Annotated in this window: 15 protein-coding genes and 2 pseudogenes; 4 read left to right on the top strand and 13 right to left on the bottom strand. The window is 72.5% G+C overall.

Features of this window, described 5'->3' with window-relative positions:
• Positions 1-41: 41 nt before the first annotated feature.
• Complete coding sequence (locus ACOBQB_RS18285) at positions 42-1103, top strand: alkene reductase (RefSeq protein ID WP_423593037.1); 1062 nt, start codon at positions 42-44, stop codon at positions 1101-1103.
• 95 nt (positions 1104-1198) lie between these two features.
• Here ACOBQB_RS18285 and thpD read toward each other — a convergent pair whose 3' ends face one another.
• The 6 genes from thpD to ACOBQB_RS18255 all read right to left on the bottom strand — a co-directional run bounded on the left by thpD (position 1199) and on the right by ACOBQB_RS18255 (position 6793).
• Complete coding sequence (gene thpD, locus ACOBQB_RS18280; RefSeq protein ID WP_423593035.1) at positions 1199-2101, bottom strand: ectoine hydroxylase; 903 nt, start codon at positions 2099-2101, stop codon at positions 1199-1201.
• A gap of 74 nt (positions 2102-2175) precedes the next feature.
• Entirely contained in the window at positions 2176-2580 is a 405-nt protein-coding gene (locus tag ACOBQB_RS18275; protein WP_423593033.1) for an ectoine synthase, read from the bottom strand.
• 53 nt (positions 2581-2633) lie between these two features.
• Positions 2634-3905: a diaminobutyrate--2-oxoglutarate transaminase gene (gene ectB, locus ACOBQB_RS18270; RefSeq protein ID WP_423593032.1), complete on the bottom strand. Its 1272-nt coding sequence runs from the start codon at positions 3903-3905 to the stop codon at positions 2634-2636.
• 97 nt (positions 3906-4002) lie between these two features.
• Positions 4003-4563 (bottom strand): diaminobutyrate acetyltransferase, encoded by a 561-nt coding sequence (ectA, locus tag ACOBQB_RS18265; protein ID WP_423593030.1) that lies wholly within the window; start codon positions 4561-4563, stop codon positions 4003-4005.
• Between the two features lie 399 nt (positions 4564-4962).
• On the bottom strand, positions 4963-5490 hold the full coding sequence (locus ACOBQB_RS18260) for a DinB family protein (RefSeq protein WP_423593028.1): 528 nt from the start codon (positions 5488-5490) through the stop codon (positions 4963-4965).
• Positions 5491-5692: 202 nt separating this feature from the next.
• On the bottom strand, positions 5693-6793 hold the full coding sequence (locus ACOBQB_RS18255) for a pyridoxal-phosphate-dependent aminotransferase family protein (RefSeq protein WP_423598568.1): 1101 nt from the start codon (positions 6791-6793) through the stop codon (positions 5693-5695).
• A gap of 142 nt (positions 6794-6935) precedes the next feature.
• Between ACOBQB_RS18255 and ACOBQB_RS18250 the strand changes: the two genes are divergently transcribed.
• Together ACOBQB_RS18250 and ACOBQB_RS18245 are read left to right on the top strand one after the other, a co-directional pair.
• On the top strand, positions 6936-8033 hold the full coding sequence (locus ACOBQB_RS18250) for an amidohydrolase family protein (RefSeq protein WP_423593026.1): 1098 nt from the start codon (positions 6936-6938) through the stop codon (positions 8031-8033).
• A gap of 376 nt (positions 8034-8409) precedes the next feature.
• Positions 8410-9405 carry an SCO1860 family LAETG-anchored protein gene (locus ACOBQB_RS18245; protein ID WP_423593025.1) on the top strand — a complete coding sequence of 332 codons (996 nt, stop codon included), beginning with the start codon at positions 8410-8412 and terminating at the stop codon, positions 9403-9405.
• Positions 9406-10327: 922 nt separating this feature from the next.
• On the opposite strand, the gene cobC is transcribed toward ACOBQB_RS18245, so the two are convergent.
• Positions 10328-11401: an Rv2231c family pyridoxal phosphate-dependent protein CobC gene (gene cobC / locus ACOBQB_RS18240; protein WP_423598566.1), complete on the bottom strand. Its 1074-nt coding sequence runs from the start codon at positions 11399-11401 to the stop codon at positions 10328-10330.
• Positions 11375-11745, bottom strand: a pseudogene (locus tag ACOBQB_RS18235) (cobalamin biosynthesis protein); the annotation flags it as partial. The pseudogene ACOBQB_RS18235 and the gene cobC, both read right to left, overlap by 27 nt.
• Positions 11746-11844: 99 nt before the next feature.
• Here ACOBQB_RS18235 and ACOBQB_RS18230 point away from each other — a divergent pair.
• Positions 11845-12576, top strand: a complete 732-nt coding sequence (locus ACOBQB_RS18230; protein WP_423593024.1) for a ZIP family metal transporter — start codon at positions 11845-11847, stop codon at positions 12574-12576.
• 17 nt (positions 12577-12593) lie between these two features.
• Here ACOBQB_RS18230 and ACOBQB_RS18225 read toward each other — a convergent pair whose 3' ends face one another.
• From ACOBQB_RS18225 to ACOBQB_RS18205, 5 genes and pseudogenes are all read right to left on the bottom strand, one after another.
• Positions 12594-13946, bottom strand: a complete 1353-nt coding sequence (locus ACOBQB_RS18225; RefSeq protein ID WP_423593022.1) for a cobyrinate a,c-diamide synthase — start codon at positions 13944-13946, stop codon at positions 12594-12596.
• A complete protein-coding gene (gene cobO, locus ACOBQB_RS18220; protein WP_423593020.1) occupies positions 13940-14548 on the bottom strand; it encodes a cob(I)yrinic acid a,c-diamide adenosyltransferase in 609 nt (202 codons plus the stop codon). Before cobO ends, ACOBQB_RS18225 begins: the two co-directional genes overlap by 7 nt.
• A pseudogene (locus ACOBQB_RS18215) lies at positions 14548-16606 on the bottom strand (putative cobaltochelatase). Before ACOBQB_RS18215 ends, cobO begins: the two are co-directional and overlap by 1 nt.
• A complete protein-coding gene (locus ACOBQB_RS18210) occupies positions 16603-18141 on the bottom strand; it encodes a cobyric acid synthase (protein WP_423593018.1) in 1539 nt (512 codons plus the stop codon). Before ACOBQB_RS18210 ends, ACOBQB_RS18215 begins: the two are co-directional and overlap by 4 nt.
• Positions 18138-19091, bottom strand: coding sequence for a cobalamin biosynthesis protein (locus ACOBQB_RS18205; RefSeq protein ID WP_423593016.1), 954 nt, complete (start codon positions 19089-19091; stop codon positions 18138-18140). Before ACOBQB_RS18205 ends, ACOBQB_RS18210 begins: the two co-directional genes overlap by 4 nt.

Genomic DNA, 19091 nt, shown 5'->3' with positions numbered 1-19091 from the left:
ATGTAGTTGGCCGACCACATAAAACCTGCCCGGGAGTCCTGATGACCACCGCGTTCGACCCGATCGACCTGTCCGGCACCCCGCTCACCAACCGCATAGCCATGGCCCCGATGACCCGTAGCCGTGCAGGTCAGGGAGGTGTTCCCACCGACCTGACCGTCGAGTACTACGCTCAGCGGGCCTCCGCCGGCCTGATCGTCAGCGAGGCGATCCAGCCTTCTGTGGTCGGCCAGGGATATCCGGACACTCCGGGCCTGCACAGCGCCGAGCAGGTCGCCGCCTGGCGCAAGGTCACCGACGCCGTGCACGCGGCGGGCGGCAAGATCTTCGCCCAGCTCATGCACGCGGGTCGCGTCGGCCACCCGGTACTGCTCCCCGACGGCCTGGTCAACGTCGCCCCCTCGCCCGTCCCGGCCCAGGGCCAGGTCTACACCGCCGAGGGCCCCAAGGACTTCGTCACCCCGCGTGAGCTGACCGACGCCGAGATCCGCGCCACCATCGCCGACTTCGCGACCGCCGCGCGCAACGCCGTGGACGCGGGCTTCGACGGCGTCGAGCTGCACGGCGCCAACGGCTATCTGATCCACCAGTTCCTCGCCCCCGGCACCAACCGGCGCACCGACGAGTGGGGCGGCTCCACGGAGAACCGCCTGCGCTTCGCGGTGGAGGTGGCCAAGGCCGTCGCCACCGAGATCGGCGCCGCCCGCACCGGCTTCCGCATCTCGCCCGGCAACCCCTTCAACGACATCACCGAGACCGACCCGGAGCCGGCGTACACCGCCCTGGTGAAGGAGCTGGCCGCGCTCGACCTCGCGTATCTGCACGTCATGGAGGTGGGCGAGATCCGTGAGCTGACCACCCGGCTGCGCAAGGACTTCGGCGGCACGTTCATCCTGAACCCGCGGACCGAGGGCCCCACGAGCCACGGCGAACTCGCCCTCATCGAGGACGGCACCGCGGACATCGTCGCGTTCGGCGCGCTCTTCGTCGCCAACCCGGACCTGCCGGCCCGCCTCAAGGCCGAAGGGCCGTACAACACACCCGACCCGGCGACCTTCTACGGCGGCACCGAGAAGGGCTACACGGACTACCCCGCGCTGTAGGGACGGAGGCGGCACAAGCCGTCGGCCCGGCGCAAGCCATCGGCCCGGCGCCCACGGGGGGTGCCGGGCCGAATCGAATCATGCCTGGGATCAGGTCACTTCACCGGCGTGAAGTCCCGCGCCCCGATGAACTCGGGCCTGCGCACGGGCGCCGCGAACGGCTCCACCGCCGTGTTCTCCACGCTGTTGAAGACGATGAAGACGTTCGACCGCGGGTACGGGGTGATGTTGTCCCCGGAGCCGTGCATGGCGTTGCAGTCGAACCACGTGGCCGAGCCCGCCTCGCCGGTGAAGAGGCGGATGCCGTGGTCGCCCGCGAGGCGGGTCAGCGTCTCGTTCGACGGGATGCCCGCGTCCTGCATCTGGAGCGACCGCTTGTAGTTGTCCTTCGGCGTGGCGCCCGCACAGCCGAGGAACGTCTTGTGCGACCCCGGCATGATCATGAGGCCGCCGTTGGTGTCGTGGTTCTTCGTCAGGGCGATCGACACCGAGACGGTGCGCATGTTCGGCAGGCCGTCCTCCGCGTGCCAGGTCTCGAAGTCCGAGTGCCAGTAGAACCCCGAGGCCCCGAAGCCCGGCTTCACGTTGATCCGGGACTGGTGGACGTAGACGTCCGAGCCGAGGATCTGCCGGGCCCGGCCCACCACGCGCGGATCGGCCGCGAGCTTGCCGAAGAGCTCACTGATCTTGTGCACCTCGAAGAGGGAGCGGATCTCCTGTGAGCGCGGCTCGACGATGGAACGCTCGTCCGCGCGCATCAGCGGGTCGTTCATGAGCCGTTCCAACTCGGCGTGGTACACGCTGACTTCGTCCGGGGTGATCAGCTGGTCGATGGCCAGGAAACCGTCCCGCTCGAACCCCGCCAGATCCCCGGCCGCGATGGGCCCCTCGGCACCCGGCTCGGACCACACCACCGGGTCCTTGCGTTCGATGAGGACCTCTTCGGCGCCTCGGGTCGGGTACAGGTCAGTGGTGGTGCGTTCGGGTGCGGTGGTCATGGTGTTGCCTGCCTCTCCTCTCGTACGGCCCTGTGCGGGATGTTCAGCCGACCTCTGCCGACCGCGCGCGGCTCTCAGCCCTCGTCGGGCTCGGTGAGCAGCGGGTACACGCCGTTCTCGTCGTGGTCCTCACGGCCGGTGACGGGCGGGTTGAAGACACACAGGCAGTGGAAGTCCTCCTTGATCCGCATGGTGTGCTTCTCGTGCCCGTCGAGCAGGTACATGGTGCCCGGAGTGATCGTGTACGTCTCGCCGGTCGTGTCGTCGGTCAGCTCGGCCTCGCCCTTGGTGCAGACGACGGCCTCGATGTGGTTGGCGTACCACATCGACGTCTCCGTCCCCGCGTACAGGATGGTCTCGTGCAGGGAGAACCCCACGCGCTCCTTGGCGAGGACGATGCGCTTGCTCTCCCAGGTACCCGACGCGGCCTTCACATGCCGGTCGGTGCCTTCAATGTCCTTGAACGAACGGACGATCACGGTGTGGTGGTTCCTTTTCTCTTACGGGGTGAAGGGCTCGGACTCTCGCTCGCTCAGGCGGTCTCGCGGACCGCGCGGGCCAGCGTGCGCAGCCCCTCGTCCAGCTCGTCGGGGGTGATCGTCAGCGCCGGAAGGAGCTTGACGACCTCGCCCTCGGGGCCGGAGGTCTCGATCAGCAGGCCCAGTTCGAAGGCCCGCTTCGCCACGGCGCTCGCACGGTCCTTGTCCAGGAACTCGATGCCCCAGACCAGGCCGCGGCCACGGAATTCCTTGATCTCGGCGCGGTTCTCGTCGACGATCGCGGTCAGCGCCTGCTCGACCTGCTCGCCGCGGGCACGGGTCTGCTTCTCCATCGCCGAACCGTCGGACCAGTACGTCTCAAGCGCGGCGGCGGCCGTGACGAACGCCGGGTTGTTGCCGCGGAAGGTGCCGTTGTGCTCGCCCGGCTCCCACACGTCGAGCTCCGGCTTGAACAGGCAGAGCGACATGGGCATGCCGTAGCCGCTGATGGACTTCGACACCGTCACGATGTCCGGCGTGATGCCCGCCTCCTCGAAGGAGAAGAAGGCACCGGTGCGGCCGCAGCCCATCTGGATGTCGTCGACGATCAGGAGCATGTCCCAGCGCTCGCACACGTCAGCGAGCTTGCGCAGCCACTCGGCGCGGGCGACGTTGATGCCGCCCTCGCCCTGCACCGTCTCGACGATGACGGCGGCGGGCTGGTTGAGGCCGGAGCCCTGGTCCTGAAGGAGCCGCTCGAACCATATGAAGTCGGGCGTCTGGCCGTCGAGGTAGTTGTCGAACGGCATCGGCGTGCCGTGCACCAGCGGGATGCCGGCGCCCGCCCGCTTGAAGGCGTTGCCGGTCACCGCGAGCGAGCCGAGCGACATACCGTGGAAGGCGTTCGTGAACGACACGATCGACTCGCGGCCCTTGACCTTGCGGGCCAGCTTCAGCGCCGACTCCACGGCGTTGGTGCCCGTCGGGCCCGGGAACATGACCTTGTACGGCAGGTCGCGCGGGCGCAGGATGATGTTCTGGAACGACTCCAGGAAGGCGCGCTTGGCGGACGTCGACATGTCGAGCCCGTGCACGACCCCGTCGCGCTCCAGGTAGTCGATGAGCGCGCGTTTGAGGACCGGGTTGTTGTGGCCGTAGTTCAGCGAACCGGCGCCGGCGAAGAAGTCGAGGTACTCGTGGCCGTCCTCGTCGTACATGCGGCTGCCCTGCGCGCGGTCGAAGACCGTAGGCCAACCGCGGCAGTAGCTGCGCACCTCCGACTCCAGGGTCTCGAAGACGCTCAGGTCGGGCTGGGTGATGGTCACAGCGGATCTCCTGGGAGATGGAAAGACGTGGAAGTGGGGGGTTCGGACGTGCGGGGGGAGGGGGGTGGGGCAGAAGTCAGGGAGCAGGGGGCGACGATCAGAGGCCGGTCGTGTCGACCGGGCCGATGCGGTAGAGCACCTCTGCCTCATGCCCGTCATCAGGGAATCGACCCGCGTCGAAGAGGATCTTCCGCTCGACCGACGCGCCGTGCCGTCGCGCGTAGGAGAGGAACAGCCGTTCCGACGCCGTGTTGCCCGGCGTGATGGTCGTCTCGATCGTGGTCAGCGCGCGTCCGGCGGCGACCTTCGCGGTCAGCCCGTCGAGCAGGGCACCGGCGAGGCCGCGGCCGCGGTGCGCGTGGTCGACGGCCACCTGCCACACCAGCAGGGTCTCCGGACGCTCGGGCCGGATGTAGCCGGTGATGAAACCGGCCGGCTCGCCGTCGGCGTCCCGGGCCACCACCGAGGTGGCCGCGAAGTCGCGGCACCACAGCAGGTAGCTGTACGAAGAGTTGAGGTCCAGCACCTTGGAGTCGCGGGCGATCCGCCACATCGCGGCGCCGTCGGCGACGGCGGGGCTGTCGAGTCGCAGCCCCTCCGGCATTTCCAGGAATTTCGCTCGCAGGTCGGTCGGTAGATCGGCTTGTGCAGCGGTCATGCGGATTGAATTTACCGAGCAATTTCTTGAATTGCATCGGGGGAGGGGGTTACGTGAGAGCGCCTTATGTGTTATCGCGCGCGGGTGTGCGCACGCATGAGATCTTTGCTGTTTGTGGCGATTTGACCCGGATTAATCGTGACAGAAGGGGCGCCATGTGGAGTGCGTCACATGGTTGAAACCTGGTCGAGACGCGCCCGAATTACGCCGTTTGGCGCTGACGAAACCTTAGTGTTTAGAACCTCGGAAAGCGGGCAGAAGGATACGGGAAGCTGAGCTGATAAAGAATTCGTGAGAATGCGCGGATGAATAGGCGAAGGAATGGTCCGGGGAATGGGCGGGGGAATGGTTGGAGGGCCCTCGGAGGGCGCGCCAACGGCGCGCCCGATTCATGTTCCGTCACGTCCCCGTGACCCCGTCGACGCGCTCCCGCAAGAGATCCGCGTGCCCGTTGTGGCGGGCGTACTCCTCGATGAGGTGCATCAGGATCCAGCGGAGGCTGACCTCCTCGTCACCGCCCACGACGGCCGCCTCCTCGGCGCCGAGCCGCCCTGTCTCGTCCAGCGATCGCCCCGCGCAGATCTCGCGGTTGACGGCGACCTCGCGCTCCCACACCGCGAGCACCTCGGCGAACGTCTTCGAGCGGTCCAGAGTGAAACCGCCGGGCGGCTCGCCGTAGAGCAGCGGGACCTCCCGCCGGGCGAACACCCGCTGGATCCAGTTGCGTTCGACCTCGGCGAGGTGCTGCACCAGACCGAACAGCGAGAGCGCCGACGGCTCGACGGGCGTACGCAGCGCCTGCTCGTCGTCGAGCCCCGCGCACTTCACGGCGAGCGTCGCGCGGTGCAGGTCGAGCCAACTCGCCAGCATGGTGGGCTCATCGGCGGTCAGTGGCGGGATACGGCGGCCGTCCGGAAGCGTGGTCATGCCCTGGACGCTGCCATGCGGAGGCCCCCCGGGAGAAGAGCGGCCTGTCGAAGCCCCGCGGGGCTTCGACGCGATCCGTACAGCGGGGCTTCGGTGGCGCTCCGGACGGCAGGGCTTCGGTGGTGCTCCGGACGGCACGGCAGCGCTGCGGTGGCGCTCCGGACAGCAGGGCTTCGACGCGATCCGGGCAGCCGGGGGTGGGCTACCGCCAAGCTGCGGTCACCGCGCTTCGCGCCGCCTCCAGGTCGACCGTGAGGCCGGCCTCGCCCATCGCGGCGCCCAGGGCCGCGAGGCAGGCGTGTACGACGCCGCGGGTGGCGTCCGGGCCGTAGTGGTTGATCCGGATCATCTCCTTGGCCAGCGCCCCGCCACCTGCGACCAGCGGAAGCACCGGGTCGGCGGCCAGCGCCTTGGCGACCAGCTCCGAGGCGTCGGTGCCCGAGGGCGCCCGCAGGGTGGTGGCGACCGGGGCCGCGTCCTGAGCCTCGTACACGTACGGCTCCAGGCCCCCGCCGAGCGCGAGCGCGCCCGCGCGGGTCGCGGCGGCGGCGGTGGCGTGCCGCGCCATCAGGGCGTCCGGGCCCTCTGCCTCGATGCGCTCCACGCACGCCTCAAGGGCCAGCATCTCCAGCTGGGCGGGCGCGTGCAGCAGCGCCTTGCGGCCACCGTCGATCCAGCGCTCCTTCCAGTCCAGCAGGGAGAGGTAGGAACGGCGGGGCGCCTGCGGGTTGGCGGCGATCCGCTCCCAGGCCCGCTCACTCACCGACACCGCCGAGACGCCCGCCGGGCCGCCCATCGCCTTCTGCGCGCCGATCACGCACAGATCCACGCCCCACGCGTCCGGCAGCAGCGGCTCGGCGCCCACCGAGGCCACCGCGTCCAGCATGAACAGCGCGCCGCGCTCGCGCACGACCTCACCGATCTCCGCGACCGGGTTGGTGTTGCCGGTCGCCGCCTCGGCGTGCACCAGTGACACGAAGTCGATCTGAGGGTGCTCGGCGAAGGCCTGGCGCACCTGCTCGGCCGTGACCGCCGTGTGGAAGGGCACGGCGAGGTCGATGACGGTCGCGCCGCAGTCCCGCAGCCAGTTACCGAAGGTCTGGCCGTACGGCCCGGTGATCACGTTCAGCGCGGTCGTGCCGGGCCGCGCGGCGCCCCGGATGCATCCCTCCAGGGGCAGCAGGGCCTCACCCTGCATGATCACGACGTCCTGCTCGGTCGCCAGCAGGCGGGCCACCCGGGCCTCGATGGCGGCGAAGTGCTGGGCGCTCAGCGGCGCCAGGTCCAGAAAGGGATGCGTCACAGTACTGCTCACGTCACTGCTCACTTCGCTCACGTCGCTCACGAGTTCGTTCGGGGTGCGGTACGAGCGTACCGAGCACCCCGCGGCCGGGCGTTCCCAGCGCCCCGTACCGTCCGCCGGGACCGCCTCCTAAGCTGCTGCCATGAGTGATCACGCGGTGCTGCACGTGAAGGGGCGGGTGCTCGTCGGGCCCGAGGACGTACGGGACGAACTGTGGGTCGTCGGGGGGCGAGTGACGTACGACCGGCCGGTCGCCCCGGCCGTCGAGACGGTCACCGTCGAGGGGTGGGCGCTGCCCGGCCTCGTCGACGCGCACTGCCACGTCGGCCTGGACGCGCACGGCCCGGTGGACGCCGCCACGGCCGAGAAGCAGGCGCTGACCGACCGCGAGATCGGGGCGCTGCTCCTGCGGGACGCGGGCTCCCCGTCCGACACCCGCTGGATCGACGACCGCGAGGACCTCCCGAAGATCATCCGGGCCGGCCGGCACATCGCGCGCACGCGCCGCTACATCCGCAACTACGCCCACGAGATCGAGCCCGAGGACCTCGTCGCGTACGTCGCCCAAGAGGCGCGGCGCGGCGACGGCTGGGTCAAGCTCGTCGGCGACTGGATCGACCGCGAGGCCGGTGACCTGACGGCCTGCTGGCCGCGCGAGGCCGTCGAGGCGGCGATCGCCGAGGCGCACCGGCTCGGCGCCCGCGTCACCGCCCACTGCTTCGCCGAGGACTCCCTGCGGGACCTGGTCGAGGCCGGCATCGACTGTATTGAGCACGCCACGGGCCTGACGGAGGAGACGATCCCGCTCTTCGCGGAGCGGGGCGTCGCCATCGTCCCGACGCTCGTCAACATCGCGACCTTCCCCGACCTGGCCGCGGGCGGCGAGAAGAAGTTCCCCCGCTGGTCCGCCCACATGCGCAGGCTGCACGACCGCCGCTACGACACCGTGCGCGCGGCCTACGACGCCGGCATCCCCGTCTTCGTCGGCACCGACGCGGGCGGCTCCCTGCCGCACGGCCTGGTCGCCGCCGAGGTCGCCGAACTGACCCGCGCGGGCATCCCGCCGCTGGCCGCGCTCTCCGCGACGACCTGGGGCGCGCGGGACTGGCTCGGCCGCCCCGGCCTGACGGAGGGCGCCCCCGCCGACCTCGTGGTGTACGAGGCGGATCCCCGGCAGGACGTACGGGTGCTGGCGGCGCCTCGGCGGGTGGTGCTGAACGGGAAGGTCGTCGGGTGTTGACCGGGCGTTACGTCCGGGCATGACGCGTCGTTGTTCTCGGCTGTCCGACGTCCTGGGGTGGTCAGTCTGGGGCGGGGCCGGGGTGCGCGGGGGTGCGCAGGGGGTGCACGGGGGGTGCGTGGGGGGTGCAAAGGGGGGTGCACGCGGGGTGCTCGGGTGACTCCAGGGAACGTACGTGCCTGGAGATTCGAAAGTACGGCCGGAAACCCCCCTTTGGAGTGAACTCACCACAGGTTGCTGACCGTTCACTCTCAGTGCGTAAAGATTCCCGCGTCGTCCTTCGTCGATGGAGGACGACGCCCTCGGCGCGCACGTGATGTCCCCATGTGGCGTGCGCCGCCGACGGCCCGTTTCTCCCGTGGGGGGTTCCACCACCTTGAACAGCAATACCTTCCGCCTGCCCGCGCGCCGCCTCGCCGTCGTCGCCGCCACCACCGCCCTCGCCGCCGGTCCCGCGGCGCTCGCCGGCTCCGGGCCCGCGCAGGCCACCGACGGCGACCACGACCGCGGCGGCCGCGGTGGCCGCGCCGACGCCGTCGTGCTGCGGACCGGGCTCGACGTCTCCCTGCTCAACAAGACCGTGAACGTCCCGCTCAAAGTCGCCCTCAACGAAGTGCAGGCTCCGGCCGACGCCCAGAAGACGGCACTCACCGCCCGGCTGGACGGCGTCAACGGCGGTCAGCCGTTCGACGTGCTGCGCGCGGACGTCGCCACGGCCAGAGCGACCGTGAAGGGCGGCCGGGCGGAGGGCTACAGCAACCTCGCGCGGGCCGAGGTCCACGTGCCGGGGCTGCCGCTGCTCTCCCTCATCGAGCTCGACCAGGTCACCTCCAAGGCCGTCTGCGAGACGGGCAAGCGGCCTGTCGCCGAGGCGAATCTGCTGGGCGGGGTGACCGTGCTCGGCAAGAAGGTCACGTTGACCGCCGGGCAGGCGACGGAGGTCAAGGTGCCCGGGGTCGGAGAGGTGCGGCTCGACCTGTCGAAGACGAGTACCACGTCGCGTACGGCGGTGGCGGCGGCGCTGGAGCTCAAGGTCTCGGTGAACCCTTTGAAGCTGAACGTCGCCGAGGTGGAGGGGACGGTGACGCTGGCGGGGGCCGGGTGTTCGGCGCCGGGGGTCGCGCGGGAGGAGGGCGGGACGGAGCCGCAGGGGGAGGCGGAGAAGCCGGCGAAGCCGGCCGATACGAAGACCGAGCCGAAGGCCACTGAGCCGAAGGCCACTGAGCCGAAGGCCTCCGAGCCGAAGGCCTCCGAGGCGAACCTCGCGGAGACCGGAGGGAGTTCGATGACACCGTACGTGGCGGGTGGCGCGGTGGCGTTGCTGCTCGCGGGCGCGGGCGGGGTGGCACTGGCTCGACGCAGCCGGGGGTAGCGGGCTGGGGGGTTTCTGGGGTGCGGGAGGCGGGGGGCGGGGGTGGGCTCGTCTCGCCGTCTGGGGGCGGGGCCGCGGGGGTACGTCCGTGCTCGCTATCTTGGCGCGGGCGCCTGGCTGCTCCGCCCCCCTCATGACCACCACTGTGCTCCGCGCGCACATACCCCCGCGTCCCCTCGGGCGCGAGGGCGCCTGCGGCCCCGTCGTCGGCTGATGCTGCCCCTCGGGGTCACCGCGCGCCTGCGGGCGGCGCCCACACTCCTCTCGCTCCTACCTCGACGCCGAGTCGACCCCGTTCTTCCTACCTTGTTGTCGAGTCGGCCTCGCTCCTACCCCGGCGTCGAGTCGACCTCGCTCTTCCTACCTTGTTGTCGAGTCGGCCCGCTTCTACCCCGGCGTCGAGTCGACCTCGCTCTTCCTGCCCCGCTGTCGAGTCGGCCTCGCTCCTGCCTCGGCGTCGAGTCGACCCCGCTCCTGCCTCCACATCTCGACGCTGAGCAACCCACCCCCACCCCGGCATCTCGACGCCGGACGCCCCCCGCCCGTCCCTACCTCGACGTCTCGGCGCCGAGTCACGGGCACCCCCGCCCGTCCCTACCTCGACGTCTCGACGCCGAGTTGCGGGCGGGTGGGTGGGAGACATCCGGCGCGGAGCGGCGGGGTGGGGGATACCGCCGGGTCCCTGTTCGTGGCTGGGGCGCGCGCCCCGGGGCCCGTCCCTACCTCGACGTCTCGACGCCGAGTCACGGGCGCCCCCGCCCGCCCCTACCTCGACGTCTCGACACCGAGTTGCGGGTGGGTGGGTGGGAGACGTCCGGCGCGGAGCGGCGGGGGAGGGGATACCGCCGGGTTCCCGTTCGCGGCGGGGGAGGGCATACCGCCGGGTATGGGGCAGTCGGGGGTGACGGGTACCGCCGGGACGTCAGGCGGTCAGCGTCGCCGCCAGCGCCGCGAGGAAGCGGTCCGACGTACCGCGGTCCCTGACCGCGAGGCGGATCCAGCCGGGCCCCAGGCCAGGAAACGTGTCGCCGCGCCGCACCGCAAAGCCCCGCTCACGCAGCCGGGCCCGCACACCCGCCGCGTCAGGCATGCGCAACAGTACGAAGGGACCCTCCGCCGGCCCCACCGCCCGTACCCCGAACGACGCCAACTCCCCCAGCCCCGCAAGGAGATACCCCCGGTCCGCCGCCACACGATGCGCCGCGTGCCCCGCCTCCGCCAGCGCCCGCGGCCCCACACACGCCCGCGCCGCCACCAGCGCCGGCGTGGACACCGGCCACAGCGGCTGCGCCCCCGCCAGCGTGGAGATCACGTCCGGCGCGGCCAGAACGTAGCCGATACGGAGCCCCGCGAGGCCCCACGTCTTGGTGAGGCTGCGCAGCACCACCAGGCCGGGCACGTCCGTCCGGCCCGCCAACGCCTCCCGCTCACCCGGCACCGCGTCCATGAACGCCTCGTCCACCACCAGGACCCGCCCCGGCCGGGCGAGCGCCGCAATCGACGCCGCCGGGTGGAGGACGGACGTCGGGTTCGTCGGGTTGCCGATGACCACGAGGTCGGCCTCCTCCGGCACCGCCGCCGGGTCGAGACGGAACCCGTCCTCCTCCCGCAGCAGCACCCGCCCCACCTCGTGCCCCGCGTCCCGCAGCGCCGCCTCGGGCTCCGTGAACTGCGGATGGACGACCACGGGATGACGTACCTTCAGGGCGCGCGCCAGGAGGACGAACGCCTCCGCCGCCCCCGACGTGAGCAGCACGCGATCCGGGGGGAGACCGTGCCGCGCCGCCACCGCCTCCCGGGCCCGACGCCCGTCCGGATACGCCGCCAGACCGTCCAGCGACTCGGCGATGACCTGCTTCAGCCAGGCCGGGGGCGTGTCGGCCCGTACGTTCACCGCCAGGTCGGTCAGTTCGGCGCCGTCGTCCCGTACCTCCGCGTCCCCGTGGTGACGCAGATCGTGGCCGGCGGCGCGGCGTACGACCGCGCACGTCGCCATCGGCGGCCAGCCGCCGGCGTCGACTTCCGCTTGGGGACGAGGAGTTCGCCGCCGCCCCGCAGCGCCGCCGCCTCCGCCACCGACGGCGTGCCCACCGCCGCGCCGGCCCACGCGGACGGGTTCGGAACCGTCACCTCCGCCAGCTCGGCCGCCGAGTACGTCACGAGCGGCACCCCGAGCCGCGCCGCCGCCGCGACGATCCCCGGCTCCTCGCCCTTCACGTCGACCGTCGCCAGCTCGGCCACCGCGCCGTCGGGCAGACCGGCCTCGCGGACCGCGTCCCGGACGAGGCCGAGCACCTCCTCCGGGGGCGCGCCCTCGCAGGCGCCGACGCCCACGACCAGAACCTGGACGTCAGCCATGGAATGGTCCTTTCATACGAGGAGGGGGGACACGGGGTGAGGGATGCGCGGGAGAGGGGGACGATCCGCTAGCAAGGGGCCATGGCGGTGTTCGTGGCGCTCGGCGCCTTTCTCATGACCCTGGCGGGCGGATGGACGGCCCAGCGGGTCACCGACCGGCGCCATCTCGTCCTCGGCCTCGCCGGTGGCCTGATGCTCGGCGTCGTCGGCCTCGACCTGCTGCCGGAGGCCCTGGAAGCCGCCGGGCGGCCCGTCTTCGGCGTACCGGAGGCGCTGCTCCTGTTCGTCGGCGGCTTCCTCGTCGCCCATCTCGTGGAGCGACTCCTCGCGGGGCGGCAGGCCGCCCACGGCGCCGACGAGCATGAGAGCGGGCGGGTCCCCCAAGTGGGGCTCACGGCCGCCGCCGCGATGGTCGGGCACAGCGTCATGGACGGCGTCGCCATCGGCGCCGCCTTCCAGGTGGGCGGCGGCATGGGCACGGCCGTGGCGCTCGCGGTCGTCGCCCATGACTTCGCGGACGGCTTCAACACGTACACGATCACCAGCCTGTACGGGAACGCCCGCCGAAAGGCCCTCGCGATGCTCTTCGCGGACGCGGCGGCCCCAGTGGTCGGCGCCGCCTCCACGCTGCTCTTCACCATCCCGGAACAGCTGCTCGGCGCCTACCTCGGGTTCTTCGGCGGGGCACTGCTGTACCTCGCGGCGGCCGAGATCCTGCCCGAGGCGCACCACGACCACCCCGCCCGCTCGACACTGCTGTGCACGGTGGCGGGCGCGGGGTTCATCTGGCTGGTGGTGGGCGTCGCCGAGTGAGCGGCACCGCGCGATGTTCACGGCGTGCATCGGTCGACGAAGCGGCGCGCCGCATCCGGGCGCGCGGCCCAGTGCGTGTGCAGGTAACTGGCGTGCACGTTGTGCTGTACGAACCCTTCGACGCGGCGCTCAGGGGCGTGCAGACCCCACGCCGGGGCCGGGCCTGCGCCCGGCTCGACGACCGTGCGGTGGAACTCGTGGCCCCGCGTGCGCGTCCCCGCCGCCGCGAGCACGCTGTCCGACACGGCGACCGCCTCGCGGTAGCCGAGCGTCAGCCGCTCCGACATCCGCGCCTCGGCGTCCAGGACCCCGCACATCGGCTTGCCGTCCAGCTCCCGGGCCAGGTACAGCAGCCCCGCGCACTCCGCGGCCACGGGCGCCCCGGAGCGCGCCAGCTCCGCCACGGCCTCGCGCAGCGGTTCGTTGGCGGACAGCTCGGGCGCGTACACCTCGGGGAAGCCGCCGCCGATGACCAGACCGGCCGTGCCGTCCGGCAGCCGCTCGTCGTGGAGCGGGTCGAACGGCACGACCTCGGCCCCGGCCGCCGTGAGCAGCTCCGTGTGCTCGGCGTAGGAGAAGGTGAAGGCGGCACCGCCGGCGACGGCGACGCGGGGCGCGCGTCCGGCGGTCGCGGGCGAAACCGACGCCGCGCCGGGGTCCCACGCACCGCCCGGCAGCGGCGGCGCGCTGCGGGCCAGCGCGAGCAGCGCCTCCAGGTCGCACCCCTGCCGCACCTGCGCGGCCAGCGCGGCGACGGACTCCACCGCCTCCGCCTGCCGCTCCGCGACCGGTACCAGCCCCAAGTGGCGTGAGGGCGCCCGCACTTGACGTGCCCGGCGCAGCGCGCCCAGGACCGGCACGCCGGACTCCTCAAGCGCCTCCCGCAGCAGCGTCTCGTGCCGGTCGGAGCCGACCTTGTTGAGGATGACGCCCGCGACCCGCACCTCGGGGTCCCACGAGGCGAAGCCGTGCACCAGCGCCGCCACCGAACGCGACTGCGACGACGCGTCGACGACCAACACGACCGGTGCGCGCAGCAGCTTCGCGACGTGCGCGGTGGAGGCCAGTTCGCCCTGTCCGGCGGCCCCGTCGTACATCCCCATCACGCCTTCGACCACGGCGAGATCGCACCCGGCCGACCCGTGCGCGAACAGCGGCGCGATCAGGTCAGGGCCGCACAGGTACGCGTCGAGGTTGCGGCCCGGACGGCCGGTCGCCAGCGCGTGGTAGCCGGGGTCGATGTAGTCGGGCCCGACCTTGTGCGGGGACACGGCGAGCCCGGCCGCCGCGAAGGCGGCCATCAGGCCCGTCGCGACGGTCGTCTTGCCACTGCCCGACGACGGCGCCGCGATGACGAGACGAGCTACCACTCGATGCCCCTCTGGCCCTTCTGCCCGGCGTCCATCGGGTGCTTGACCTTGGACATGTCCGTCACCAGGTCGGCGAAGTCGATCAGCTTCTGCGGGGCGTTGCGGCCGGTGATGACCACGTGCTGGGTGCCGGGGCGGTTCCGGAGGACCTCCACGACCTCGTCGGTGTCGATCCAGCCCCAGTGCATCGGGTACGCGAACTCGTCCAGGACGTACAGCTTGTACGTCTTCGCCGCGAGGTCCCGCTTGACCTGCTCCCAGCCCTCACGGGCCTTGTCCTCGTTCGTCAACTCGCCCTCGGCGGGCGCCCGCTGGATCCACGACCAGCCCTCGCCCATCTTGTGCCAGGCGACCGTGCCGCCCTCGCCGGAGGCGCCGAGGACCTTCAGCGCGTTCTCCTCGCCGACCTTCCACTTCGCCGACTTCACGAACTGGAAGACACCGACCGGCCACCCCTGGTTCCAGGCCCGCAGCGCGAGCCCGAACGCGGCGGTCGACTTGCCCTTGCCGATGCCCGTGTGCACGAAGACCAGCGGGCGGTTGCGGCGCTGACGCGTCGTGAGCCCGTCGTCCGGTACGACACTCGGCTGTCCCTGCGGCATTAAGCGGCCCTCCTAGAAGGCGAGTTCATTCCCTGTACGTCCTTGACGAGACCGGCGATCGCATCCGCCCGCAGCTCGTCGAGCGTCACGGCGGTGCCGCCCAGCTCACCCGCCAACTGGCCCGCGAGGCCCAGGCGTACGTAGCCCGACTCGCAGTCCACGACTACCGAGGCGACCTTGTCGGCCGCGAACAGCCGCGCCGCGCGCCCCGCTTGTGCCACCGGCTCCACGCCGCCCGTGGCCCGGCCGTCCGTCACCACGACCACCAGCGGCCGCCGCGCGGCATCGCGCAGCCGCTCCACGCGCAGCACGTCGTGCGCCTTCAGCAGGCCGGCGGCCAGCGGCGTACGGCCGCCCGTCGGCAGCGATTCGAGGCGGGCGGCGGCGGCGTCCACCGACGACGTCGGCGGCAGCGCCACCTCGGCGTCCTTGCCCCGGAACGTCACCAGGCCCACCTTGTCGCGCCGCTGGTAGGCGTCCAGGAGCAGCGAGAGCACGGCACCCTTGACGGCGCTCATCCGCTGCCGCGCCGCCATCGACCCCGAGGCGTCCACGACGAACAGCACGAGGTTGCCCTCACGGCCCTCCCGCGTCGCCTGCCGCAGATCGTCACGGCGTACGACGAGACCGGCGCCGGAGCGTCCACGGGCCTTCTGGTGCGGGGCCGCGGCCTGCACGGTCGCCGCCAAGTGCAGCTTGGTCAGGGCCCCTTGAGGGCGTCGCGAACCCGTCGTACGGCCGTGCTCGGTACGGGCGCGCGAGCGCCGCCCGGCCGCGCCCTCGCCGATGCCGGGCACGCTCAGCATCTTGGTGCGGAAGGGCTCGGCGGCGCGTACGGCCTGCTGCTCGCCGGCCCGGGGCCTGCGGTCGGGGCCGGTTCCTGCGGGGCCGCCGGTGCGTCGTCGGAGCCGGGGCCCTGCTGCTGGGAGGGGAGATCGGGGTGTCGGGGCCGCCGCCCTCCGGGGGCCGCCCACCGCCGCCACCATCGCCGGGACCGCCGCCGTCGGGGTCGTCCTCGGGAGGCTCGGGCGCCTCGGAAGCCTCGTCGTCGCGCGCCTCCTCCAGCGTCTCGTCGAGCTTGTCCTCGTCGAGCCCCGGCGCGTCGAAGGGGTTGCGGCGCCTGCGGTGCGGCAGCGCGAGCAGCGCGGCCTGCCGCACGTCCTCGCTCTCCACCTCCGTACGGCCCGCCCAGGCGGCCAGCGCGGTCGCCGTGCGCGCCATCACGATATCCGCGCGCATCCCGTCGACCTCGAAGGCCGCGCACGTCGCCGCGATCTGCCGCAACGCCCCATCGCCCAGGTCCACTTGGGGGAGCAGCGCCCGCGCCGCGACCACTCGCTCCCGTAGCGCCGTCTCGTCCTCGGCGAAGCGCCCCGCGAAGGCCTCGGGGTCGTCGTCGTACGCGAGCCGCCGCCGCACGACCTCGACGCGCTGGTCGGTCTCGCGGGAGGCGGCCACCTCCACGGTGAGGCCGAACCGGTCGAGCAGCTGCGGCCGCAGCTCGCCCTCTTCGGGGTTCATGGTGCCGACGAGCAGGAAACGCGCGGCGTGCCGTACGGAGACGCCTTCGCGCTCGACGTACGAGGCGCCCATCGCGGCGGCGTCCAGGAGAAGGTCGACCAAGTGGTCGTGGAGGAGGTTGACCTCGTCGACGTAGAGGATGCCCCGGTGCGCGTCCGCGAGCAGGCCCGGCTCGAAGGCCTTCACGCCCTCCGAGAGCGCCCGCTCGATGTCGAGGGCGCCGACGAGCCGGTCCTCGGACGCGCCGACGGGCAGTTCCACCATGCGGGCGGGGCGCGCGGTGGCGCCGCCCGCCTCATGGGGGCCGTCGGGGCAGTTCGGGTCGGGCGCGGCCGGGTCGCACGAGAAACGGCACCCCGCGACGACCGGCACCTCCGGCAGGAGCGCCGACAGGGCGCGTACGGCGGTGGACTTGGCGGTGCCCTTCTCACCCCGTACGAGTACGCCGCCGACGGCGGGCGAGACGGCGTTCAGCAAGAGCGCGAGCCGCAAGTCGTCCTGCCCTACAAGGGCGGTGAACGGGTACGGGGTACTCACATGGCCTCCTTGGCACGTTCTGGTGACGCCGACGGCGCGCCGGGAGCGATGAAGGGCAGTCCGGCCGGCGCCCCCTTCTCGATCAGGCTCAACAGCCCCTCCGTGTCCGCGTGTTCTTCGATCAGGTCACCGAGCAGGTCCAGCTGCGCCTCGCGCAGGGCGGCGAAGCCGGTGTCGGGCGCGGGTACGAAGCGGCGCCCGGCCGCGCGCGCCACCTCGGTGAGGAACCGGCGCCGGAACGCGTCGCTCTCCAGCGACCCGTGCCAGTGCGTACCCCACACCTCGCCGACCCGGCAGCCGTCCAGGAACGGCTCCCCGCCCAGGACTTCGGCCACCCCATGGTGGATCTCGTACCCCTCGACCGGCTCCCCGAGGGCCTCGCCCACCGGACGGGCCAGGGTCTTCTCGCGGGCGAACCGCACCCGCACCGGCAGCAGTCCGAGTCCGTCCACGGAGCCCGCGCGCGACTCGACGTCGTCCTCGATGTGCTCGCCGAGGGCCTGGAAGCCGCCGCAGATCCCGAGCACCGGCCGCCCCTCGGCCGCGCGGCGCGCGAGGGCGTCCGCGAGCCCGCGCTCCCGCAGCCACTGGAGCGCGCGGACGGTCCCACGGGTGCCCGGTACGACCACCAGGTCCGCGTCGACGAGCTCCTCGGCCCGGTCCACGAACCGCACGACGACACCCGGCTCGGCGGCCAGCGCGTCCACGTCCGTGAAGTTGGACATCAGCGGCACCGCGCACACGGCGACCCGCAGCACGTCCTCACCGACCGGCGGCGCCACCACGGACTCGCGCACGGCACCCCGCAGCGAGACCCGCAGCCCGTCCTCCTCGTCGATGCCCAGCCCGTGCTGGAAGGGCAGCACACCGAACGTGCGGCGCCCGGTCAGCTCGTACAGCATGTCGAGACCCGGTTCGAGGAGCGAGACATCGCCCCGGAACTTGTTGACCAGATACCCCGCGACCAGCTCCTGGTCGGCCGCGCTCAGCAGCGCCGTCGTCCCGAAGAACGACGCGAACACCCCGCCGCGGTCGATGTCCCCGACCACCAGGACGGGGAAGCGGGCGGCCCGCGCGATGCCCATGTTCACGATGTCGGTGCGCCGCAGGTTGATCTCGGCGGGACTGCCCGCGCCCTCACAGATCACGGCGTCATACGTGCCCCGCAGTTCTTCCAGGCACCCCACGACGGTCTCCAGCAGCGCCCCCTGGCGCCCTCCGTGGTAGCCACGGGCGCTCATCTCGCCCACCGGCTTGCCCATCAGCACGACCTGGCTGGAGCGGTCGCTGCCCGGCTTGAGGAGTACGGGGTTCATCAGGGCGCTCGGCTCGACGCGGGCGGCCTGCGCCTGCATGGCCTGCGCCCGCCCGATCTCGGCGCCCTCGCGGGTGACGAAGGAGTTCAGGGACATGTTCTGCGCCTTGAACGGCGCGACGGACACGCCCTTGCGGGCCAGCCACCGGCAGATCCCGGCGGTGACGACGCTCTTCCCGGCGTCCGAGGTGGTCCCGGCGACCAGCAGTCCACCACTCATGCGTTTCTCCCTGCCTTCGCCGACCGCAGCGCCCGGCGGGCCGCCACCGCGACCCCCAGCGCCAGCCAGCTGACCCGCCGCGACAGCCGCACGGCCCGTTCGATGTCCGCCACGCGCACGTCCCGCCCGTCCGCGTTCAGTACAGGCCGGTGCTCGACCCGCCCGCCGTACGAGAGGGTCCCACCGAGCCGTACGCCGAGCGCCCCCGCGAAGGAGGCCTCCACCGGCCCGGCGTTGGGGCTCGGATGCTTCGCGGCATCCGCGCGCCATGCCCGCACCGCCCCCGAGGGCGAGCCCCCGGCCAGCGCCGCGAGCCCCGCGGTGAGCCGCGCCCCCGGCCAGCCGAGGACGTCGTCGAGCCGGGCGGAGGCCCAGCCGTACCGCCGGTACCTGGGCGACTTGTGCCCGACCATGGCGTCGAGGGTGTTGACGGCGCGGAAGGCGACGAGCCCCGGCACCCCGCCGACAGCACCCCACACCAGCGCGCCGACCACCGCGTCGGAGGTGTTCTCGGCGACGGACTCGACGACGGCACGGGCGATGCCGTCGGAGTCCAGCGCCTGCGGGTCACGTCCGCACAGATGAGGCAGCCGCTCCCGGGCCACCTCGATGTCCCCGGCGTCGAGCGCGCCGCCGATGGCCCGCGCCTCACGCCCGAGCGAGGTCCCGCCGACCACGGCCCACGTCGCGGCGGCGGTCAGCGCGACGGATGCGGCGGGGGAGCGGCGTACGAGAGAAGCGGCGAGGGCGGCGGCACCGGCAGCGCCCCCGGCGCACACCGCGGTGTGCAGCGCGCCCCACCCGCGGTGGTCGCGCCACAGCACACGCTCGACGGCGCCCGCCACACGCCCGAACCCGGCGACCGGATGGCCCCGGCGGGGATCGCCGAGCAGCAGGTCACCGAGGAGGCCGGCGGCGGCGCCGTACGCGAAGTCGCGATCGGCACTCAT

The organism is Streptomyces sp. G5(2025) (genome assembly GCF_049542075.1).
Taxonomy (GTDB): Bacteria; Actinomycetota; Actinomycetes; order Streptomycetales; family Streptomycetaceae; genus Streptomyces.
Note: the sequence above shows the minus strand (reverse complement) of the source record. Positions and strands in the feature narration are given on the sequence as shown.